Raw genomic sequence first — 14,677 nt, 5'->3', positions numbered from 1 at the left:
GCCCTGGGTTCATGACCACGGATTGGGGACGGGTGGCGGGCGGTTGGAATAGTTGGCTTCTCAAGCAGGCCCATCGCAACCTGGAACGAGCCTATCGGGCGGCCCAACGGATCCAGACCCTACAGGAGCGCTATGGACGGGCTTTAACACCGACCCAATTCCCGGACCCGGCACAAGCGCGTTACCTGCAAGGTATTCTCGACCGGCAGTTGTTGACGATCCGGCTGCATCTGACCCAGTTCCACGCCCTCAATTTTTTGGTGAACCACGACGAGTTGCCTCTGGAGCTGGAGCAGGAGGTTTTGCAAAAACTGAATTTCATCGAGCAGGTGACGGCGCCCTACCGCCAACGGGCTAAAGCGCACAAAACCGGAACTGAGGATGAGGAATCTCCCTTGAATCGCCGGCTGAAAAAAGAGAGTGGCTCCTTCCTAACCACCCTGCAGGAATTTACCCAAGAACTGCAACCCGGCTATGAGGAGAAGGTGGTGGAGGAGATTCGGGCGTTCCGGCGTCAAGGGCAGATGGCGATCCGGTTTTTGTGCCTGTTGTTGCTCTTGCCATTACTGACACAAATCCTGACGAAAAATCTTGTCTATGCTCCTCTGCTGGACAAATTTATTGATGTGCACCCCACCAGTGTCCGGCCCTTTTTCCGGGAGGAAATCCGGGAGGAAATGATTGAGGAATTTGTGCGCTATAAAGAAACGATGGAGTTTACCCACTTACTGGGGTTGAATGCAGACTTTTCCACCCGCCGGGAAGAAGCCTTGCAGGAAAAAGCGCTGGAAATTTTTCGTAAGAATGCCTACCGGGCGGTGGACGGCCTGGCCAATTTGTTGGCGGATTTGACGGGGGTGGCGGTTTTCCTGGTGGTGGCGCGTTTGGGGCAAGACCAGTTCCCGGTGCTCTGGGGCTTTATTGACCGCTTTTTCCGCAATCTGAACGACCCCACCAAGGTCTTGATTTTCATTCTGGTGACGGACCTGTTTGTGGGCTTTCACTCGGTGGAAGGGTGGGAGGTGTTGCTGGAGACGGTATCGGAACACTTCGGCATGACGCCCAACCGCCGGTTTATTTACGCCTTTATTGCCACGGTGCCGGTGGTGCTGGATGCCATGATCAAGTTCTGGATTTTCAACTACCTGAACCGGTCGTCCCCGTCGGCGGTGGCTGTCCTGGAAAAGATGAACCAGTGATGCTGGCTGAACAACCCCTTGTATCGGCACTGCCTGATGTCGGGGTCGCTGGGATTGAGGTATATCACCTGGAGGTCCAAGGTCTTGGGGCAGAGGGGACTAGGGCGTTGGCGGCGCTGCTGACCCCTGCAGACTACGCGGAAATGGCTGGATTGTCCTGCCCCCAAAAACGCCACAGGTTTTCCCTCAGCCGGGGCATCCTGCGGTGGTTGCTGGGGCGTTACTTGGGGGTTTCCCCACAGGATTTATGTTTGGTTCGTAACCGCTGGGGCAAGTTGGTTTTGCCGGACGATTCCCTGCACTTCAATCTGAGTCATAGCGGCACCAAGCTGGTCGTGGCGGTCAGTCGCCTGTATAGAGTGGGCATTGACCTGGAGCAGGTGCGCCCGTTGGCCTGTCTGGATCGTCTGGTCAAGCGCTATTGCACCCGGCGAGAGCAACACCTGTGGCAGACATTGCCCCCCAGCCAGCAGACGCGGTTTTTTCTACAGACATGGACGGCGAAAGAAGCCTATGCCAAAGGCTGGGGAACAGGACTGGCGGGACTTTTGCGACATTTTTCTGGGTTAGAAACAACCCTCGGCACCTCCTTGGGTCTTGGGGGGGGATGGCCGGCGCAATGGCAACCCTTGGCGTTGGGACCAGACTACGTGGGCGCCCTGTGCTGGGGACCTATTCTGGCCGCAACCGCATAAGCACTTGACCGAATTCCACGGGTTGACCGTTTTCCACCAAGATTTCGAGGATTTCCCCGCTGACCGGGGCCTCTAGCTCGTTCATGGTTTTCATGGCCTCGATGATGCCCAGGGTCTGTCCGGCCCGCACCCGGTCGCCCACTTGCACAAAAGGGGGTTCCCCGGGCGCCGGGGCAGCATAGAAGGTCCCCACCATCATGGAGGTGACGTCAACGCCCCGCTTGATTTCCTTGGGTTCGGCGGTGGGTTTGTCAGAGGGGGCCGGTGACGCTACGGAGACAGGAGTGGGGCTGGGTGCAGACATCCCTGGCTGGCCCTGCTCGATGGTCAGTTCAAAGCCATTGCTCTTGAGACTAAAGGTGGTGATATTGGTGCGATGCAGCGTCAACAGCAGCTCCTGGAGTTGCTGAAAGGTCAATTCCACGCTCATTCCCGTCCCAAGTAGGTATCGGTGCGGGTATCTACCCGGATACGGTCCCCCACATTGATAAACAGGGGCACTTGGATTTGGGCGCCGGTTTCTAAGGTGGCCGGTTTGGTGCCGCCGGTGGCCGTATCCCCCCGCACGCCCGGGTCCGTTTCCACCACCGTCAGGACCACCGTGTTGGGCAACTCAATTTCCAGAATCTGGTCGTTCCAGGTGACGATGGTGACTTCCATTTCTTCCTTGAGGTACTTGGCCCGGTCGCCCAGCTCTTGGGGAGAACACCGCCGCTCCTCGTAGGTTTCCATGTCCATAAAAATATACTGGTCCCCCTCCCGGTAGGTGTGCTGCATGGTGCGTTTTTCCAAAATGGCTTGGGGCACCATTTCCCCGGCCCGGAAGGTCCGCTCGAGCACCTTACCCGTTTGCACATTCTTCAGGGTGGTGCGCACAAAGGCCGAGCCTTTTCCCGGTTTGACGTGCAGAAACTCCACCACCCGCCACACCGAACCGTCAAGCTCAATGGTGACACCAGGTCGAAAATCATTGCTGGAAATCATAGCGCCTACGTCGGGTAACGGGTTTTATTGTACCGCTAGGCAGCCCTTTTACCGAATCTCCCCAAGACAGGATATGATTGTTACAATCCGTTACAAATGGAGGAGGCAGGGATGGTGGTGGCCTTGTTACCGGAAGCAGCGGCGCAACGGTACGACCCCCAACGAATTGCCCAGGTGTATGATGCCCAGCGCTGGCGGGTGTGGCGACGGGCGTTGGCGGTGGTGGGGCCACTGTTGTGGTTTGCCCTGCAATTGGGATGGGACCGGCTGACGGGGCAGCTCCAGCGGCGGGAAGCCCAGCGGGCGCAGCAGTTCCGGGAGTTGTTGACGTCCTTGGGACCGGCGGCGATTAAGATTGGACAAGCCCTGTCCACCCGGCCCGATTTGGTGCCCCCGGTTTACTTGGAGGAATTGACGCTTCTCCAGGACCAATTACCCCCCTTTCCCAATGAGGTGGCCTACCGGTTTATTGAGGAGGAACTGGGCCAAAAACCGGAATTACTGTTTGCTGAGTTGTCCCCCCAACCGGTGGCGGCAGCGTCCCTGGGGCAGGTGTACAAAGGCCGGTTGCCTAGCGGCGAATGGGTAGCCGTCAAAGTCCAGCGACCGGGTCTGGTGGACCAAATTAGCCTAGACCTTTACATCCTGCGCCATCTGTTGGCCTGGGTGAAAAAGCGGGTCAAACGCATCCGCAGCGACCTGGTGGCCATCTTGGATGAATTTGCCACCCGCTTGTACGAGGAAATGGACTACACCCAGGAGGGACTGAACGCGGAAAAGTTTGCCCGCCTGTACGGTCATTTGGCCGATATTTACGTGCCCAAAATCTACTGGCATTTGACCCGGCGGCGGGTGCTGACCATGGAGTGGATTGACGGCATCAAATTGACCGATATCGAGCAAATGCGGGCGGTCGGTTTGGATACCAAACGCATGGTGGCGATTGGGGTGCAGTGTTCCCTGCGGCAACTGTTGGAACACGGCTTTTTCCACGCCGACCCCCACCCCGGCAACCTGCTGGCCATGCCCAACGGCCAATTGGCCTACCTGGACTTCGGCATGATGAGCTATGTCAGTCCCCAGCAGCGCTATGGGTTGATCACCGCCATCGTCCACATGGTCAACCGGGATTACGAGGCTCTGGCGCAGGACTACGTGAACCTCGGGTTTTTGACGCCCGACACGGATTTGACCCCCATCAAACCAGCCTTGAGCCAAGCCTTTACCGAAATTTTGGGGCCGGCGGGGGCACTGGGCGCTAGCGTTTCCCAGCTCAATATCAAAAGCATCACCGACCGGCTTTCACGACTGATGTATGAATACCCTTTTCAGGTGCCGGCCTACTATGCCCTGATCATCCGGTCGTTGGTGACCCTGGAGGGGATTGCCATCACGATCGACCCGGAGTTCAAGGTGCTGAGTGTAGCCTATCCCTACGTGGCCAAGCGTTTGCTCACCGACCCGGCCCCGGAATTGCGCCAGTCCCTGCGGGATTTGTTGTTCAAAGACGGCACCTTCCGCTGGAATCGCCTGGAGAATCTGCTGAAAAATGCGGCCAACAGCGAGGACTTCGACTTGGAAAGAGTGCTCCTGCAGGTGGGGGATTTCCTGTTTTCGGAACGGGGGCACTTTATCCGGGAGAAATTGGCGGAGGAACTGGCGGTCGGGCTCGACCAGTGGGGCCAACACCTGTGGCGACAGTTGCTCACCAACGGTCAACCGGCGCCGCCGACTCCTGCTGTGACGCCAACCGCCTGGGAGCACCTGCGGTCCCTGTGGCAAATCCTGCAAAGCAGTCCCGGCTTTGAACCCCGGCGTTTGTTACCCCTGATCTCCCGCCTGTTGCTCCGCCCGGAGACGAGCCAGTTCGCCCAGTACGTGGCGCGACGGGTGGGGGAGCGGTTCCTGACTCGGTGGCTGCGGCAATGGGCGCTCAGCAGCAGTGGGGCGAACCTGGTCCTGGCTCCCCGTTAGCACCACCTGCATCGTGTAGAGCAAAATGGCCAGCTTGTAGGTCAGAAAACCCAGGATCGCCGGCAGCAGATGCAAATGGGGGCGGCGCACCACCAGGATAAACAGGGCTACCACCAGCAGCAGACGGGCCGCAGGCAGAGGGGAAAACCGAGTTGACGTCAAGCCCAGGGTCGCCACACTCCGGGCTAGCAGACGCAGGTACATCAGGCCGACCACCGTCCCCAGCAGATAGCTGAGCCCGGTATCCAGGCCGTAAACCCCCCAGCAAAGGGCAAAAACTATACCTCCCAGGACCGCGGTCGTCTGGAGCAACCAGCGCTGGAGTTGGGCATACTCGGGGCTAGACATGGGGTTCCGCGGTCGGCACGGGGGTAGCCGGTTGGCTGGGGAACACCAGACGCAACAGGGGCGGCGCCAGAAACGTGGTGAGAATCACCATCACCACAATACCCGCATCCAGGGCATCGTTCAACACCCCGCTGCTGGACCCGGCGGCGGCAAACACCAACCCCACCTCCCCCCGCGGGATCATGCCCACCCCCACCGCCAGGCGATTGAGTTTGGTTTCCCCCCAGCCGGCGCCGATGCCACTGGCCACCTTGCCCAAGATCGCCACCACCACCAAAAACGCCGCCAGTACCAGTCCCTCCCGGTTAGCCGGAATCGCTGGGTTGAATACACCGAAATCCGTGCGCGCCCCCACACACACAAAGAAGATGGGCACAAAAAAGTCCGCCAGGGGCAGCACCTGTTCCTCCAGGTCCTGTTGCCGCTCCGTTTCCGAAAGAATGAGCCCCGCCGTGAAGGACCCCAAAATCGCCTCCAACTGAATTGCCGCCCCAATCACCGCCAGCAGGACCATCAAAATCAAGGCCATGATGAGCAAGCTGCCGCGGGTTTTCATGTTATTGACCAGAGTGACGAACAGGGGACTCAACCAGCGGCCCAATACCACCGACCCCACCAAAAACACCGCCGCCCCCACGATCAAATACAGCACCCGCCCCAGTTCCACCTCACCGTTTTTAGCCAAACTGGCCACTACCGCCAGGATGATGATGCCTAACACGTCATCCATCACCGCCGCCCCCAGGATCACCTGCCCCTCCGGCGAACTCAGTTGCTGCAACTCCGCCAGCACCTTCGCGGTAATACCGATGCTGGTGGCCGTCAGCGCCGCTCCGGCAAAAATAGCCGGCACCGTGGGTACATGAAAGAGGGTGATTAACCCCACCGTCCCTGCCACAAAGGGCACCGTGACCCCCACCACCGCCACCAGGGCCGCCTGCACCCCCACCCGCAGCAATTCCTGCAAGTTAGATTCCAGGCCAATTTCAAACAACAAAATAATGACACCTAATTCCGCCAACAGGCTAACCACTTCCCCCTGGGCGGCAAAGGTGGCCTCCTGCACCTCCGGCGACAGATGCAGGAACGACTGCACCCCCCGCATCAGCAGGGAATCCTGTCCCGTGAGGCCATGTTCCGGGAAAACCAGCAGGTGCAGCACCGACACACCGATCACCGCCCCGGCCAACAATTCCCCCAGCACCGGCGGCAGGTCAAACCGGGCGCAGAGTTCTCCCCCCAGTCGGCTGGCCCCATAAATCACCATCAGGCTTAGCAGGACCATCAACAAAACGCCCGTGGGGTCAGCAGCTACCGGCATGTCCACACCTGAAACACGTCACTGGGTGAGAGTTTAACCTATCCGCCCCGGCGAGTACCAGATCACAACGCACCTAATTTACCGAGCTAGCGCCCCAGCCGAACGAGGACATTCAGAACAATGGTAAACAGGAGACTGAGCAGGAGCATCGTTCCGAAGGGGGCAATCAAGGTGAAATCACCGTTGCTGATGGTGACGTCTCCCGGCAGGCGGCCCAACCAGGAAAACCGGCCACTGAAAAACAAAAGCAAACCCACCCCAAACATCACCGCACCCATCAGCATGAGAACCTTACCGATTTCCATCATGGCCATAGGAGTTGATCTCACGCCGCATCCTAGGGCCCAATATAGGGGATCGCGCTTTTCCTGGCAATTTAGAGTGGACATGATGCGAACCATCTGGATCGTGCGCCACATGCACCGGGAGGATGCCGACAACCCCCACTGGCGCCGCCAAGCCCCCTACCCCGACGATCCGGATTTATCGCCCCTGGGTCAGGCGCAGGCGCACCAACTGGCCCGTTTTTTTGCCGACCGGCCCCTGGATTACATCTTCAGCTCCCCCTTCTGGCGCGCCCTGCGTACAGCCCAACCCGTCGCCCACAGCAAAGGACTGCCGATTTATGTCGAAGACGGTTTGAGCGAATCCTTGACCTGCGAATTGTTTGCCGCTGCTCCCCGATTACGGGACCCGGACACCCGCCGGCAACAGTTTCCCGAAATTGACCCCAGCTATACCTCCCTATACACCCCCACCTATCCTGAAGACGGGTTAGCCGCCATCGCCCGCGCTGGTCAGGTGACCCTGGCGTTGGTGCAGCAATTTCCCGGCAACCTACTGCTCGTCGGTCACGGCGCCTCCGTTTGGGGAGCGACATGGGGACTTCTACCCGACCAGCCCCCAATTCAATGCGACTTTGGCGCCCTGGTGGAAATCCGACAAACCCCCACCGGCTGGCAACTGATCAAAGCAGGCGTCACCGACTACCTGTAGCCCCTCAGCCCGTCACATCCGAAAAAATACGGAATTCAACGCCCCTCCCCGCTAAGGCAAATCATAACCATATAACTATTTGTTCGTACTTGTAATTTTGGCAAAGTTTTTATTATACTTGAACAGATAAAATAAACGCGGTTTAGCAAGCGACCAAGCAATCGAATGCATTCCGGGGAATTTGCGCTGGTTTTACAGGGAGCCACCCAGCAACTGCAGGCAGGGATATCCATCGGCGAGGTCATTCATTCTGTCCTGACAAGGCTACAGGGGGAGTGGGGAGCGCGGCAAATCGCCCTCTATCGGGAGCAACAGTTGGTGCTACAGGCCGGGGAGCTGCTGGCAAACTTGGTCCTACCGGCCACCTGGCAACCCCAAAAAGTCCACGAAGGTACCAGGGAAACCTGGTTTTTCCCCGTGCTGGTGCGGCAAAAGGGGTGGGGCTGGTTGGTGATTTGCTGGAATCAGGCGCCGGGAGAAAGGATTGATCAGCAGGCTGAAGCTCTGGCAGCCCATTTGGGGTTAATGCTTCAGGCCACCGATGGGCAATTCCGGCAACCGGACTTGGAAGACCAACCCTATTACTTCCTACTCAACTCCCTACCCATTGGTGTCGGTTTGGCCAATGCTAAAGGGGAATGCATTTATGTCAATGATACCCTGGTGAGAATGCTTCAAGCACCCCTGCAGGAGTTGCTAGGGGAGCGGTGGGTCAACCGGATTCACCCGGAGGACCGGGAATGGTTACAGGCGGCCTGGCGGGATACACTTCAGTCGCCTAGGGACCAGGAATGGGAATACCGCCTCCAGGGACCTCAGGGGGACACCATTTGGGTGCGCTCCTATCTCACCGTACTGCGTAGTGACCAGGGGCAAGTGGTGGGTTTTCTGAGTGCCACGGCCGATATTACCCCCACCAAAACCCTAGAAAAAATGCTCATCGAGAGCGAACAAAAATATCGCAATTTGGTGGAGTATCAAACCGACTTACTGGTGTATTCCCTGGCGGACACCACCATCACCTTTGCCAATCTAGCTTTATGCCAGGCCCTGGGTTACACCTTAGAGGAACTGGTCGGGCAAAAGTGGGACGCCTTTATCGCCGATCCGCAAGACTTGATCTTTCTCGAACAAAAAATCCAAGCCCTGACCCCTGACCATCCCATCTTTTCGTTTACGAAACCGGTGCGCGCCAAACAGGGGCAAATCATTTACGTTGAATGCATCACCCTGGGTCTATTTGACGAGCAGGGACAGCTTTTGGCGCTCCAGACGGTGGGGCGGGATGTCACCGAACTGCGGCGGGCCGAACAGGAGCTGCGGGAGAGCCGGGAATTTCTTGCCACCCTCATCCAGAATCTGCCAGGGGTAGTGTACCGCTACCATCCGGCCAGCGCCGACCGTCCCGCCCACTTGAGCTATGTCAGCGACTATGCCGAGGAGATTTTTGAGCTGCCCGTTGCCACCATCATGGCCGACCCCCACACCCTCTGGCAGAAATACACCCACCCCGACGACCTAGACAAGCTTTGGGCTTCCGTGCAGGCGGCCATCCAGGAGGAAACTCCCTGGCATTGTCAATGGCGGGTGATCACCCCGTCGGGGAAGGTGAAATGGCTAGAGGGTCGCTCCCAGATGCGGCGGCGAGGTAATGAGCGTTTTTGGGATGGCATTATTTTGGATATTACCGCCGCCGAAACGGCCAAGTTAGAGCTGGAAAGAAACAAGGAATTTTTGGAGCGCGTTGTCACCGCTACCAAGGCCATTATTTATGTCTATGACCTCGAGCAGCAACGGAACGTCTTTATCAACCCGGAAATCGAACTGGTTTTGGGCTATACACCGGCTGAAATCCAAGCTTTAGGGAGCGAATTATTTACTCGCTTGGTGCATCCTGAAGATTTACCCATCATTCAAGCCAACATCGCCCGTTTACTCGATCCCCAACTGACCGGCGAAGTCCGGGTGGAATATCGCATGCGCACCAAAGCCGGGGAATGGCGATGGCTCCTTAGTCGCGACCGGATTTTCAAACGCAACGAGCAGGGCGAACCCCAACAGGTACTGGGCATTGCCGTGGACATTACCGAACTGAAACACACCCAGCAGGCCCTGGCGGATAACCGACGCCTGTTGCAACACATCCTAGACAACTTACCGGTGGCGATATGGCGCTATCAACGCTGGCCGGACGGGCGGGAAGCCTTTTTATACGTCAGCCCTGGTTGTGAAAAGCTCTACGGCGTCACCGCCGAACAGATCCAGCAACATCCCCAGGCCTTCTGGCAACTGATTGTTCCCCAGGACCGGCCCACCGTTCAAACCTCCCTGGCCGTTTCTCAGCAGCAGCTCACCGCGTGTCACTGTGAATTTCGCATCGTTACCCCCCAGGGAACGTGCAAATGGATCCGGGGACAGGGCCAACCGGAGCGGCAACCTGACGGCAGCACCATCTGGGATTCGGTCTTTACAGACATCACCGGCCAGAAGGAAGCGGATTGGCAACTGCGGCGCTTTAACGAACAACTGGAGCAACGGGTCCGGGAACGCACCATTCAGTTGCAGCAACAGGCCCAGGCAGAAGGCCTCCTGCGCATCATCATTGAAACGATCCATGAATCCTTAGACATTCATCAAACCCTCAATGTGGTTTTAGAGGAAACGCGGCGAACTCTAGCCTGCGACCGGGTTTTGGTTTATCAGTTCAACCCGGACTGGAGTGGTTATTTTTTAGCGGAATCCGTGGGTGCTGGTTGGCAAAAGGTGATCACCGGGCCGCAAACCCCCTTGGCCGACTCCTGTTTGCAAGAAACCCAGGGGGGACGGTTTCGGCAGCACTACATCCTGGTGAGCAATGACATTTACCGTTCCGGCTTTAGCGAATGTCATATTCGTCTGTTGGAGCAATTTCAGGCCCGTGCCCAGATCGTGATTCCTATTTTTTTAAACGACCAGTTGTGGGGGCTATTGGCGGCCTATCAAAACAGCGGCCCGCGCATCTGGCAGACCAATGAAATTGAAATTCTTCAGCATGTCGGGTTGCATTTGGCCATTGCCCTACGCCAGTCCCAGTTGTACAAGGCGGCCCAGGCCCAGGTGGTGGAGCTGCAAAAACTCAACAGACTCAAGGATGAATTTCTCAGCACTGTCTCCCATGAATTACGCTCGCCGATGCACAACATTGGCCTGGCTTTGAAAATGTTGGAGTTGCGCCTGCAGCAGGTCGGCATTTTAGCAGATGACCAAGCGGGTATCCGTCGCTATTTGACTATTCTGAAAACCGCCACCCAGCGGGAAACGGCACTCATTAACGACCTGTTGGACCTGGCGCGGTTGAATGCTGACCCTACGGAATTACCCAAGGAACCTGTGGATGTGCAACAAATCCTCGATGAACTGTTGCCACCGTTGCGGGAGCGCATGGCCGCCCACCAGCAAACGTTTGTGCTGCAATTGCCCGAGCAGCCCTGTCATCTGGAAACCCATGGTGCTTCCTTGAGTCGCATCCTACAGGAGTTACTGCACAACGCCTGTAAGTACACCCCCGCCGGGGAAACCATCACCTTGGCTATACAACGATGGGAGGGTCATTGGGCCTTTCGGGTGATCAACACCGGCGTTGACATTCCCCCGGAAGAACAGGCACGGGTGTTCGACAATTTCTATCGCATTCCTAGCCATGACCCCTGGCAATATGGCGGGACGGGCCTGGGCTTGGCGCTGGTGAAAAGATTGGTGGAGCGCTTGCACGGGGAGGTTTATTTGGTTAGCGAAAACTGGGTCACGGAGTTTCGGGTTTTGCTGGGTTAAAATGTTCCCGTGGGTGGGGGCAGGCGATGGCGGCGACCTGGCAGGACGGTTACGTAACGGAAATTCCCTATACCCAGGGCTTTTATCACCATTTGAGTCCGGCGAATCTCTATCTCTCCCTGTTGACCAAGCAGGTGCAACCTCGGCCGTTGGACCAGCCCTTTACCTACTGCGAGTTGGCCTGCGGCTACGGCCTGACCACGAATGTACTGGCGGCGGCCTATCCCCAGGGTCGTTTTTACGCCAATGATTTCAATGCTACCCATATTGCTCAGGCGCGCCAGTTGGCGGCGGACGCTGGTTTAACCAATGTGACCTTCAGCGATGCCAGTTTTCAGGAGTATCTGGAAGAGGATTTGCCGGAGTTTGATTTCATTTGCCTCCACGGCATCTATAGCTGGATTAGCGAGGAAAATCGCCGGGTTATTCGGGAATTTATCCGCCGCAAATTGAAGGTGGGTGGGGTGGTCTATGTCTCCTACAATACCCTGCCGGGGTGGGGTGTTATGGCGCCGATACAAAAACTGATGCAAGCCCATCGGGAGCGCTCCAGCGGTACTTTGATCGAACGCTTAAAAACAGCGCTGGAGTTGATTGAACTGCTGAAAAACAACCAGGCGATTTATCTGCAACACCCCTGGCTGGCTCCCCGCCTGGAACAGTTTAAGAACCAAAATGTGCACTACCTGGTACATGAGTTTTTCAACCAGCACTGGCATCCCTTGTGGGTGGATGAGGTGATGGCCGAAATGAGCACGGCGAAATTGAGCTACGTTGGCTCAGCCCATGTCCTAGACCACATAGATGCCTTTAATTTGCCGACCCAGGCGATTAACCATCTGGCCCAAATCAATGACGTGGCGATGCGGGAGCTGGTGCGGGATTTCTACTTGAATGGTCAATTTCGCCGGGATGTGTATGTGCGGGGGCCGGTGACCATCAGCGGGGACATGCAGGTGCGCTATTTTCAACCCCTGCCTTTTGTCCTGACGGTGTTGCCGGAGGCGGTCAAGCTGGAGCACCAAACGACGGCGGGTCAGGTGCAGTTGCAACCGAGTCTGTATGAACCGCTGGTGGCACAATTGGCGCAGGGACCGGTCACGGTAGCGGAACTAGTAGAGCGTTTGTCGCCCCAGGGGATCACCCTACAGCAGATTGGCCAGGCGTTGGTTGTGCTGACGGGGCTGGGGTATGCCCATCCGGTCGTCGGCCAGGGGAACCCTACGGAGGGCTTTAATCGGGCGGTGATCCAGCGGGCAGAACTAGACGGTGAAATACAGTTTTTGGCCAGTCCGGTTATTGGCAACGGGGTGAAGGTGTCCCACTTGGAGTTGCTGTTTTTGTTGGCAGAACGACGCCAGCAACCCTCGTTTGACTTTGTGTGGGGGATTTTGGAGCGGCGGGGTCTTAAACTCACTAAAGACGGCCAGGTGCTGGAAACGCCGCAGGAGAATCGCCAGTTTCTGCAGGAGCAGGTGACCCAGTTCGAGCAGAAGGGACGGGCGCTGCTGCGGCGCTTGGGGATTTAACTCCGGTATTCTCCTATCAGGCGGAGGATGGGTTCGGTGTTGGAGGGGCGCAGGGCTAACCAGGCCTGGGGCGTCACTAGCTTCACTCCGTCGGTGGTATCCAGGGTCAAGGCGGCGAAATCCAAAGCCTGCCAAAGCCGAGATAGATGGGGATGGTGCGCCTGAGCTGTCAGGTGGGACCCATTGAGAGAAATGTCCAGCGTCAGTTGGTCGCCGTTGAGGGCGAGGGCCATGCTCTGCTGCGGCTGTCCAATAATGATGCGCTCCGGTTGGGCGGCTACAGGGGGTGATTTCTGCTGCCACTGCTGGAACAGGTGCTGTAGGGCATGGGTGGATAGACCGGTGGGGGTGAGCTTTAATTTCACGCTCTGCCAGGGGGGAATGGCCTGCACCAGTTGCGACAAGGGACGTCCGGTCGTCGCCAGCCAACTGAGGATCAAACCCATGGCGCTTAGGCCATCCCGGGCCAGATGCACCTGGGGTACGATAACGCCGCCGCTGCCTTCACCCCCCAAAATGGCCCGATGCTGCTGCACCCCCACGGCCACGTGGCGTTCGCCAACGGCAGTACGGATGACCCGGGCGCCAGGGCACAGGGACTCCAGAGCATGGGTGGTCACCACATTGACCACAACCACGCCGTCGGGGTGGTGATGCAGGCGTTCCTGGGCACACAGGACCACCGTGTGTTCTTCGCTAACGGCGTTGCCCTGCTCGTCCACCAGCACCAACCGGTCCCCATCCGGGTCAGCGGCAAACCCCACGTCGCAATGGGCCGCCTGTACGAGATGCCTGAGGGTGGTCAAATGGGCTGGCAACGGCTCTGGAGTCCGGCTGAAAAACCCGTGCAGTTCCGTATGACAGGCCACCACGTCGCACCCCAGCGCCTGCAAAAACCTCTGCCAGAGCACCGCGCCACTGTTGCAGGCATCCAAGGCCACCCGAAAACGCCGCGCCCGGATCAGGTCCACCGGCAGGATGGCCAGTACCGCCTTTTGGTGGGCGTTAAAGGCGTCGGGGTCAGGAGTCGCTGCTCCCACTTGGTCCAAGGGGATTTCCGGGCGATATAAGGCCTGCCGCCGGGCTTCTAAGGTCTGCCACTCCGTTGCCGATAGAAACCATCCCTGGGCATCGAGAAACTTCAAACCGTTCCAAGGGGGAGGGTTGTGACTGGCCGTGACCATGACGCCCCCCTGCACATCCAGCCTGCGACTGACCGTAAATTGTAGGGTTGGGGTCAAGGTCAGGCCCAAATCCACCACCCGGCACCCGACGCTGAGCAGGCCGGCCCGCACCAGGTCAGCAATCAGGGGGGAGGAATTGCGGCCATCCCGCCCGAGGACCACGGTCGGCTGGGGGTGTTGTGCGCGCAACCACTGCCCAAAGGCCTGAACATAACTGAGGATGGTTCCTGGAGTTAGGTTGTCTGTCTGGTTATCTACCGTTCCCCGCAACCCGGCGATCCCTACTTTTAGCGTCATATGGCTTCGCCGTCCCGTTCCCCAGTGCGGATGCGAATCGCCCCTTCGATGGGGGTAATAAAAATCTTGCCGTCGCCGATTTCCCCTGTCCGGGCCGCCGCCATGATCTTGTCAATGACCAGGTCCACTTGGTCGTCTTCCACCACAATTTCCAATTTCAGTTTTTGTAAAAATTCCACGGTGTATTCTGAGCCGCGATAGCGTTCGGTTTGACCTCGCTGCCGACCAAACCCCCGCACTTCCGAAACCGTCATGCCGACGATCCCCGCATTGACCAGGGCAATTTTGACTTCATCCAGCTTGAAGGGACGGATAATGGCTTCAATTTTTTTCATAAACG

12 protein-coding genes and 1 pseudogene are annotated in these 14,677 nt (G+C 57.8%); 6 read left to right on the top strand and 7 right to left on the bottom strand.

The window, feature by feature from the left end; translation table 11 throughout:
* Positions 1-11 precede the first annotated feature (11 nt).
* Positions 12-1,199, top strand: coding sequence for a hypothetical protein (locus Q6L55_09485; protein MEN9258940.1), 1,188 nt, complete (start codon positions 12-14; stop codon positions 1,197-1,199).
* On the top strand, positions 1,199-1,894 hold the full coding sequence (locus Q6L55_09480; GenBank protein ID MEN9258939.1) for a 4'-phosphopantetheinyl transferase superfamily protein: 696 nt from the start codon (positions 1,199-1,201) through the stop codon (positions 1,892-1,894). Before Q6L55_09485 ends, Q6L55_09480 begins: the two co-directional genes overlap by 1 nt.
* Here Q6L55_09480 and accB read toward each other — a convergent pair.
* Both accB and efp read right to left on the bottom strand, forming a co-directional pair.
* Positions 1,872-2,324: an acetyl-CoA carboxylase biotin carboxyl carrier protein gene (accB, locus tag Q6L55_09475; GenBank protein MEN9258938.1), complete on the bottom strand. Its 453-nt coding sequence runs from the start codon at positions 2,322-2,324 to the stop codon at positions 1,872-1,874. The genes Q6L55_09480 and accB overlap by 23 nt on opposite strands.
* The gene (efp, locus tag Q6L55_09470; GenBank protein ID MEN9258937.1) at positions 2,321-2,878 is read right to left on the bottom strand and encodes an elongation factor P; all 558 of its coding nucleotides are present in this window, start codon (positions 2,876-2,878) and stop codon (positions 2,321-2,323) included. The genes accB and efp overlap by 4 nt, the downstream gene beginning before the upstream one ends.
* A 111-nt stretch (positions 2,879-2,989) precedes the next feature.
* Here efp and Q6L55_09465 point away from each other — a divergent pair.
* Positions 2,990-4,015: pseudogene (locus Q6L55_09465) on the top strand (AarF/ABC1/UbiB kinase family protein).
* 684 nt (positions 4,016-4,699) lie between these two features.
* On the opposite strand, the gene Q6L55_09460 reads toward Q6L55_09465, so the two are convergent.
* The 3 genes from Q6L55_09460 to Q6L55_09450 form a co-directional block, all read right to left on the bottom strand.
* Entirely contained in the window at positions 4,700-5,200 is a 501-nt protein-coding gene (locus Q6L55_09460) for an ATP synthase subunit I (protein MEN9258936.1), read from the bottom strand.
* Entirely contained in the window at positions 5,193-6,521 is a 1,329-nt protein-coding gene (locus Q6L55_09455) for a cation:proton antiporter (protein MEN9258935.1), read from the bottom strand. Before Q6L55_09455 ends, Q6L55_09460 begins: the two co-directional genes overlap by 8 nt.
* Before the next feature lie 86 nt (positions 6,522-6,607).
* Positions 6,608-6,835 carry a DUF2905 domain-containing protein gene (locus Q6L55_09450; GenBank protein MEN9258934.1) on the bottom strand — a complete coding sequence of 76 codons (228 nt, stop codon included), beginning with the start codon at positions 6,833-6,835 and terminating at the stop codon, positions 6,608-6,610.
* A gap of 73 nt (positions 6,836-6,908) precedes the next feature.
* Here Q6L55_09450 and Q6L55_09445 point away from each other — a divergent pair, with 73 nt between their 5' ends.
* The 3 genes from Q6L55_09445 (at position 6,909) to Q6L55_09435 (ending at position 12,856) form a co-directional block, all read left to right on the top strand.
* Positions 6,909-7,517 (top strand): histidine phosphatase family protein, encoded by a 609-nt coding sequence (locus Q6L55_09445; GenBank protein MEN9258933.1) that lies wholly within the window; start codon positions 6,909-6,911, stop codon positions 7,515-7,517.
* Positions 7,518-7,682: 165 nt separating this feature from the next.
* On the top strand, positions 7,683-11,327 hold the full coding sequence (locus Q6L55_09440; protein MEN9258932.1) for a PAS domain-containing protein: 3,645 nt from the start codon (positions 7,683-7,685) through the stop codon (positions 11,325-11,327).
* A gap of 26 nt (positions 11,328-11,353) precedes the next feature.
* Complete coding sequence (locus Q6L55_09435; protein ID MEN9258931.1) at positions 11,354-12,856, top strand: class I SAM-dependent methyltransferase; 1,503 nt, start codon at positions 11,354-11,356, stop codon at positions 12,854-12,856.
* Here the strand turns inward: Q6L55_09435 and Q6L55_09430 are convergent.
* Both Q6L55_09430 and Q6L55_09425 read right to left on the bottom strand, forming a co-directional pair.
* On the bottom strand, positions 12,853-14,337 hold the full coding sequence (locus Q6L55_09430) for a hypothetical protein (protein MEN9258930.1): 1,485 nt from the start codon (positions 14,335-14,337) through the stop codon (positions 12,853-12,855). The genes Q6L55_09435 and Q6L55_09430 overlap by 4 nt on opposite strands.
* On the bottom strand, positions 14,334-14,672 hold the full coding sequence (locus Q6L55_09425) for a P-II family nitrogen regulator (GenBank protein MEN9258929.1): 339 nt from the start codon (positions 14,670-14,672) through the stop codon (positions 14,334-14,336). Before Q6L55_09425 ends, Q6L55_09430 begins: the two co-directional genes overlap by 4 nt.
* Between the last annotated feature and the right edge of the window lie 5 nt (positions 14,673-14,677).

It is taken from the genome of Gloeomargarita sp. SRBZ-1_bins_9, assembly GCA_039794565.1.
Taxonomy (GTDB): Bacteria; Cyanobacteriota; Cyanobacteriia; order Gloeomargaritales; family Gloeomargaritaceae; genus Gloeomargarita.
The sequence above is the reverse complement of the archived record's forward strand: the minus strand, read 5'-3'. Positions and strand labels throughout refer to the sequence as shown.

Excerpts from the sequence above, each read along its gene's own strand:
- Q6L55_09460 (MEN9258936.1), bottom strand. The coding sequence starts at position 5,200 with ATGTCTAGCCCCGAGTATGCCCAACTCCAGCGCTGGTTGCTCCAGACG.
- Q6L55_09425 (MEN9258929.1), bottom strand. The coding sequence starts at position 14,672 with ATGAAAAAAATTGAAGCCATTATCCGTCCCTTCAAGCTGGATGAAGTC.
- Q6L55_09480 (MEN9258939.1), top strand. The coding sequence starts at position 1,199 with ATGCTGGCTGAACAACCCCTTGTATCGGCACTGCCTGATGTCGGGGTC.
- Q6L55_09450 (MEN9258934.1), bottom strand. The coding sequence starts at position 6,835 with ATGGCCATGATGGAAATCGGTAAGGTTCTCATGCTGATGGGTGCGGTG.
- efp (MEN9258937.1), bottom strand. The coding sequence starts at position 2,878 with ATGATTTCCAGCAATGATTTTCGACCTGGTGTCACCATTGAGCTTGAC.
- Q6L55_09445 (MEN9258933.1), top strand. The coding sequence starts at position 6,909 with ATGATGCGAACCATCTGGATCGTGCGCCACATGCACCGGGAGGATGCC.
- Q6L55_09455 (MEN9258935.1), bottom strand. The coding sequence starts at position 6,521 with ATGCCGGTAGCTGCTGACCCCACGGGCGTTTTGTTGATGGTCCTGCTA.
- accB (MEN9258938.1), bottom strand. The coding sequence starts at position 2,324 with ATGAGCGTGGAATTGACCTTTCAGCAACTCCAGGAGCTGCTGTTGACG.
- Q6L55_09485 (MEN9258940.1), top strand. The coding sequence starts at position 12 with ATGACCACGGATTGGGGACGGGTGGCGGGCGGTTGGAATAGTTGGCTT.
- Q6L55_09435 (MEN9258931.1), top strand. The coding sequence starts at position 11,354 with ATGGCGGCGACCTGGCAGGACGGTTACGTAACGGAAATTCCCTATACC.
- Q6L55_09440 (MEN9258932.1), top strand. The coding sequence starts at position 7,683 with ATGCATTCCGGGGAATTTGCGCTGGTTTTACAGGGAGCCACCCAGCAA.
- Q6L55_09430 (MEN9258930.1), bottom strand. The coding sequence starts at position 14,337 with ATGACGCTAAAAGTAGGGATCGCCGGGTTGCGGGGAACGGTAGATAAC.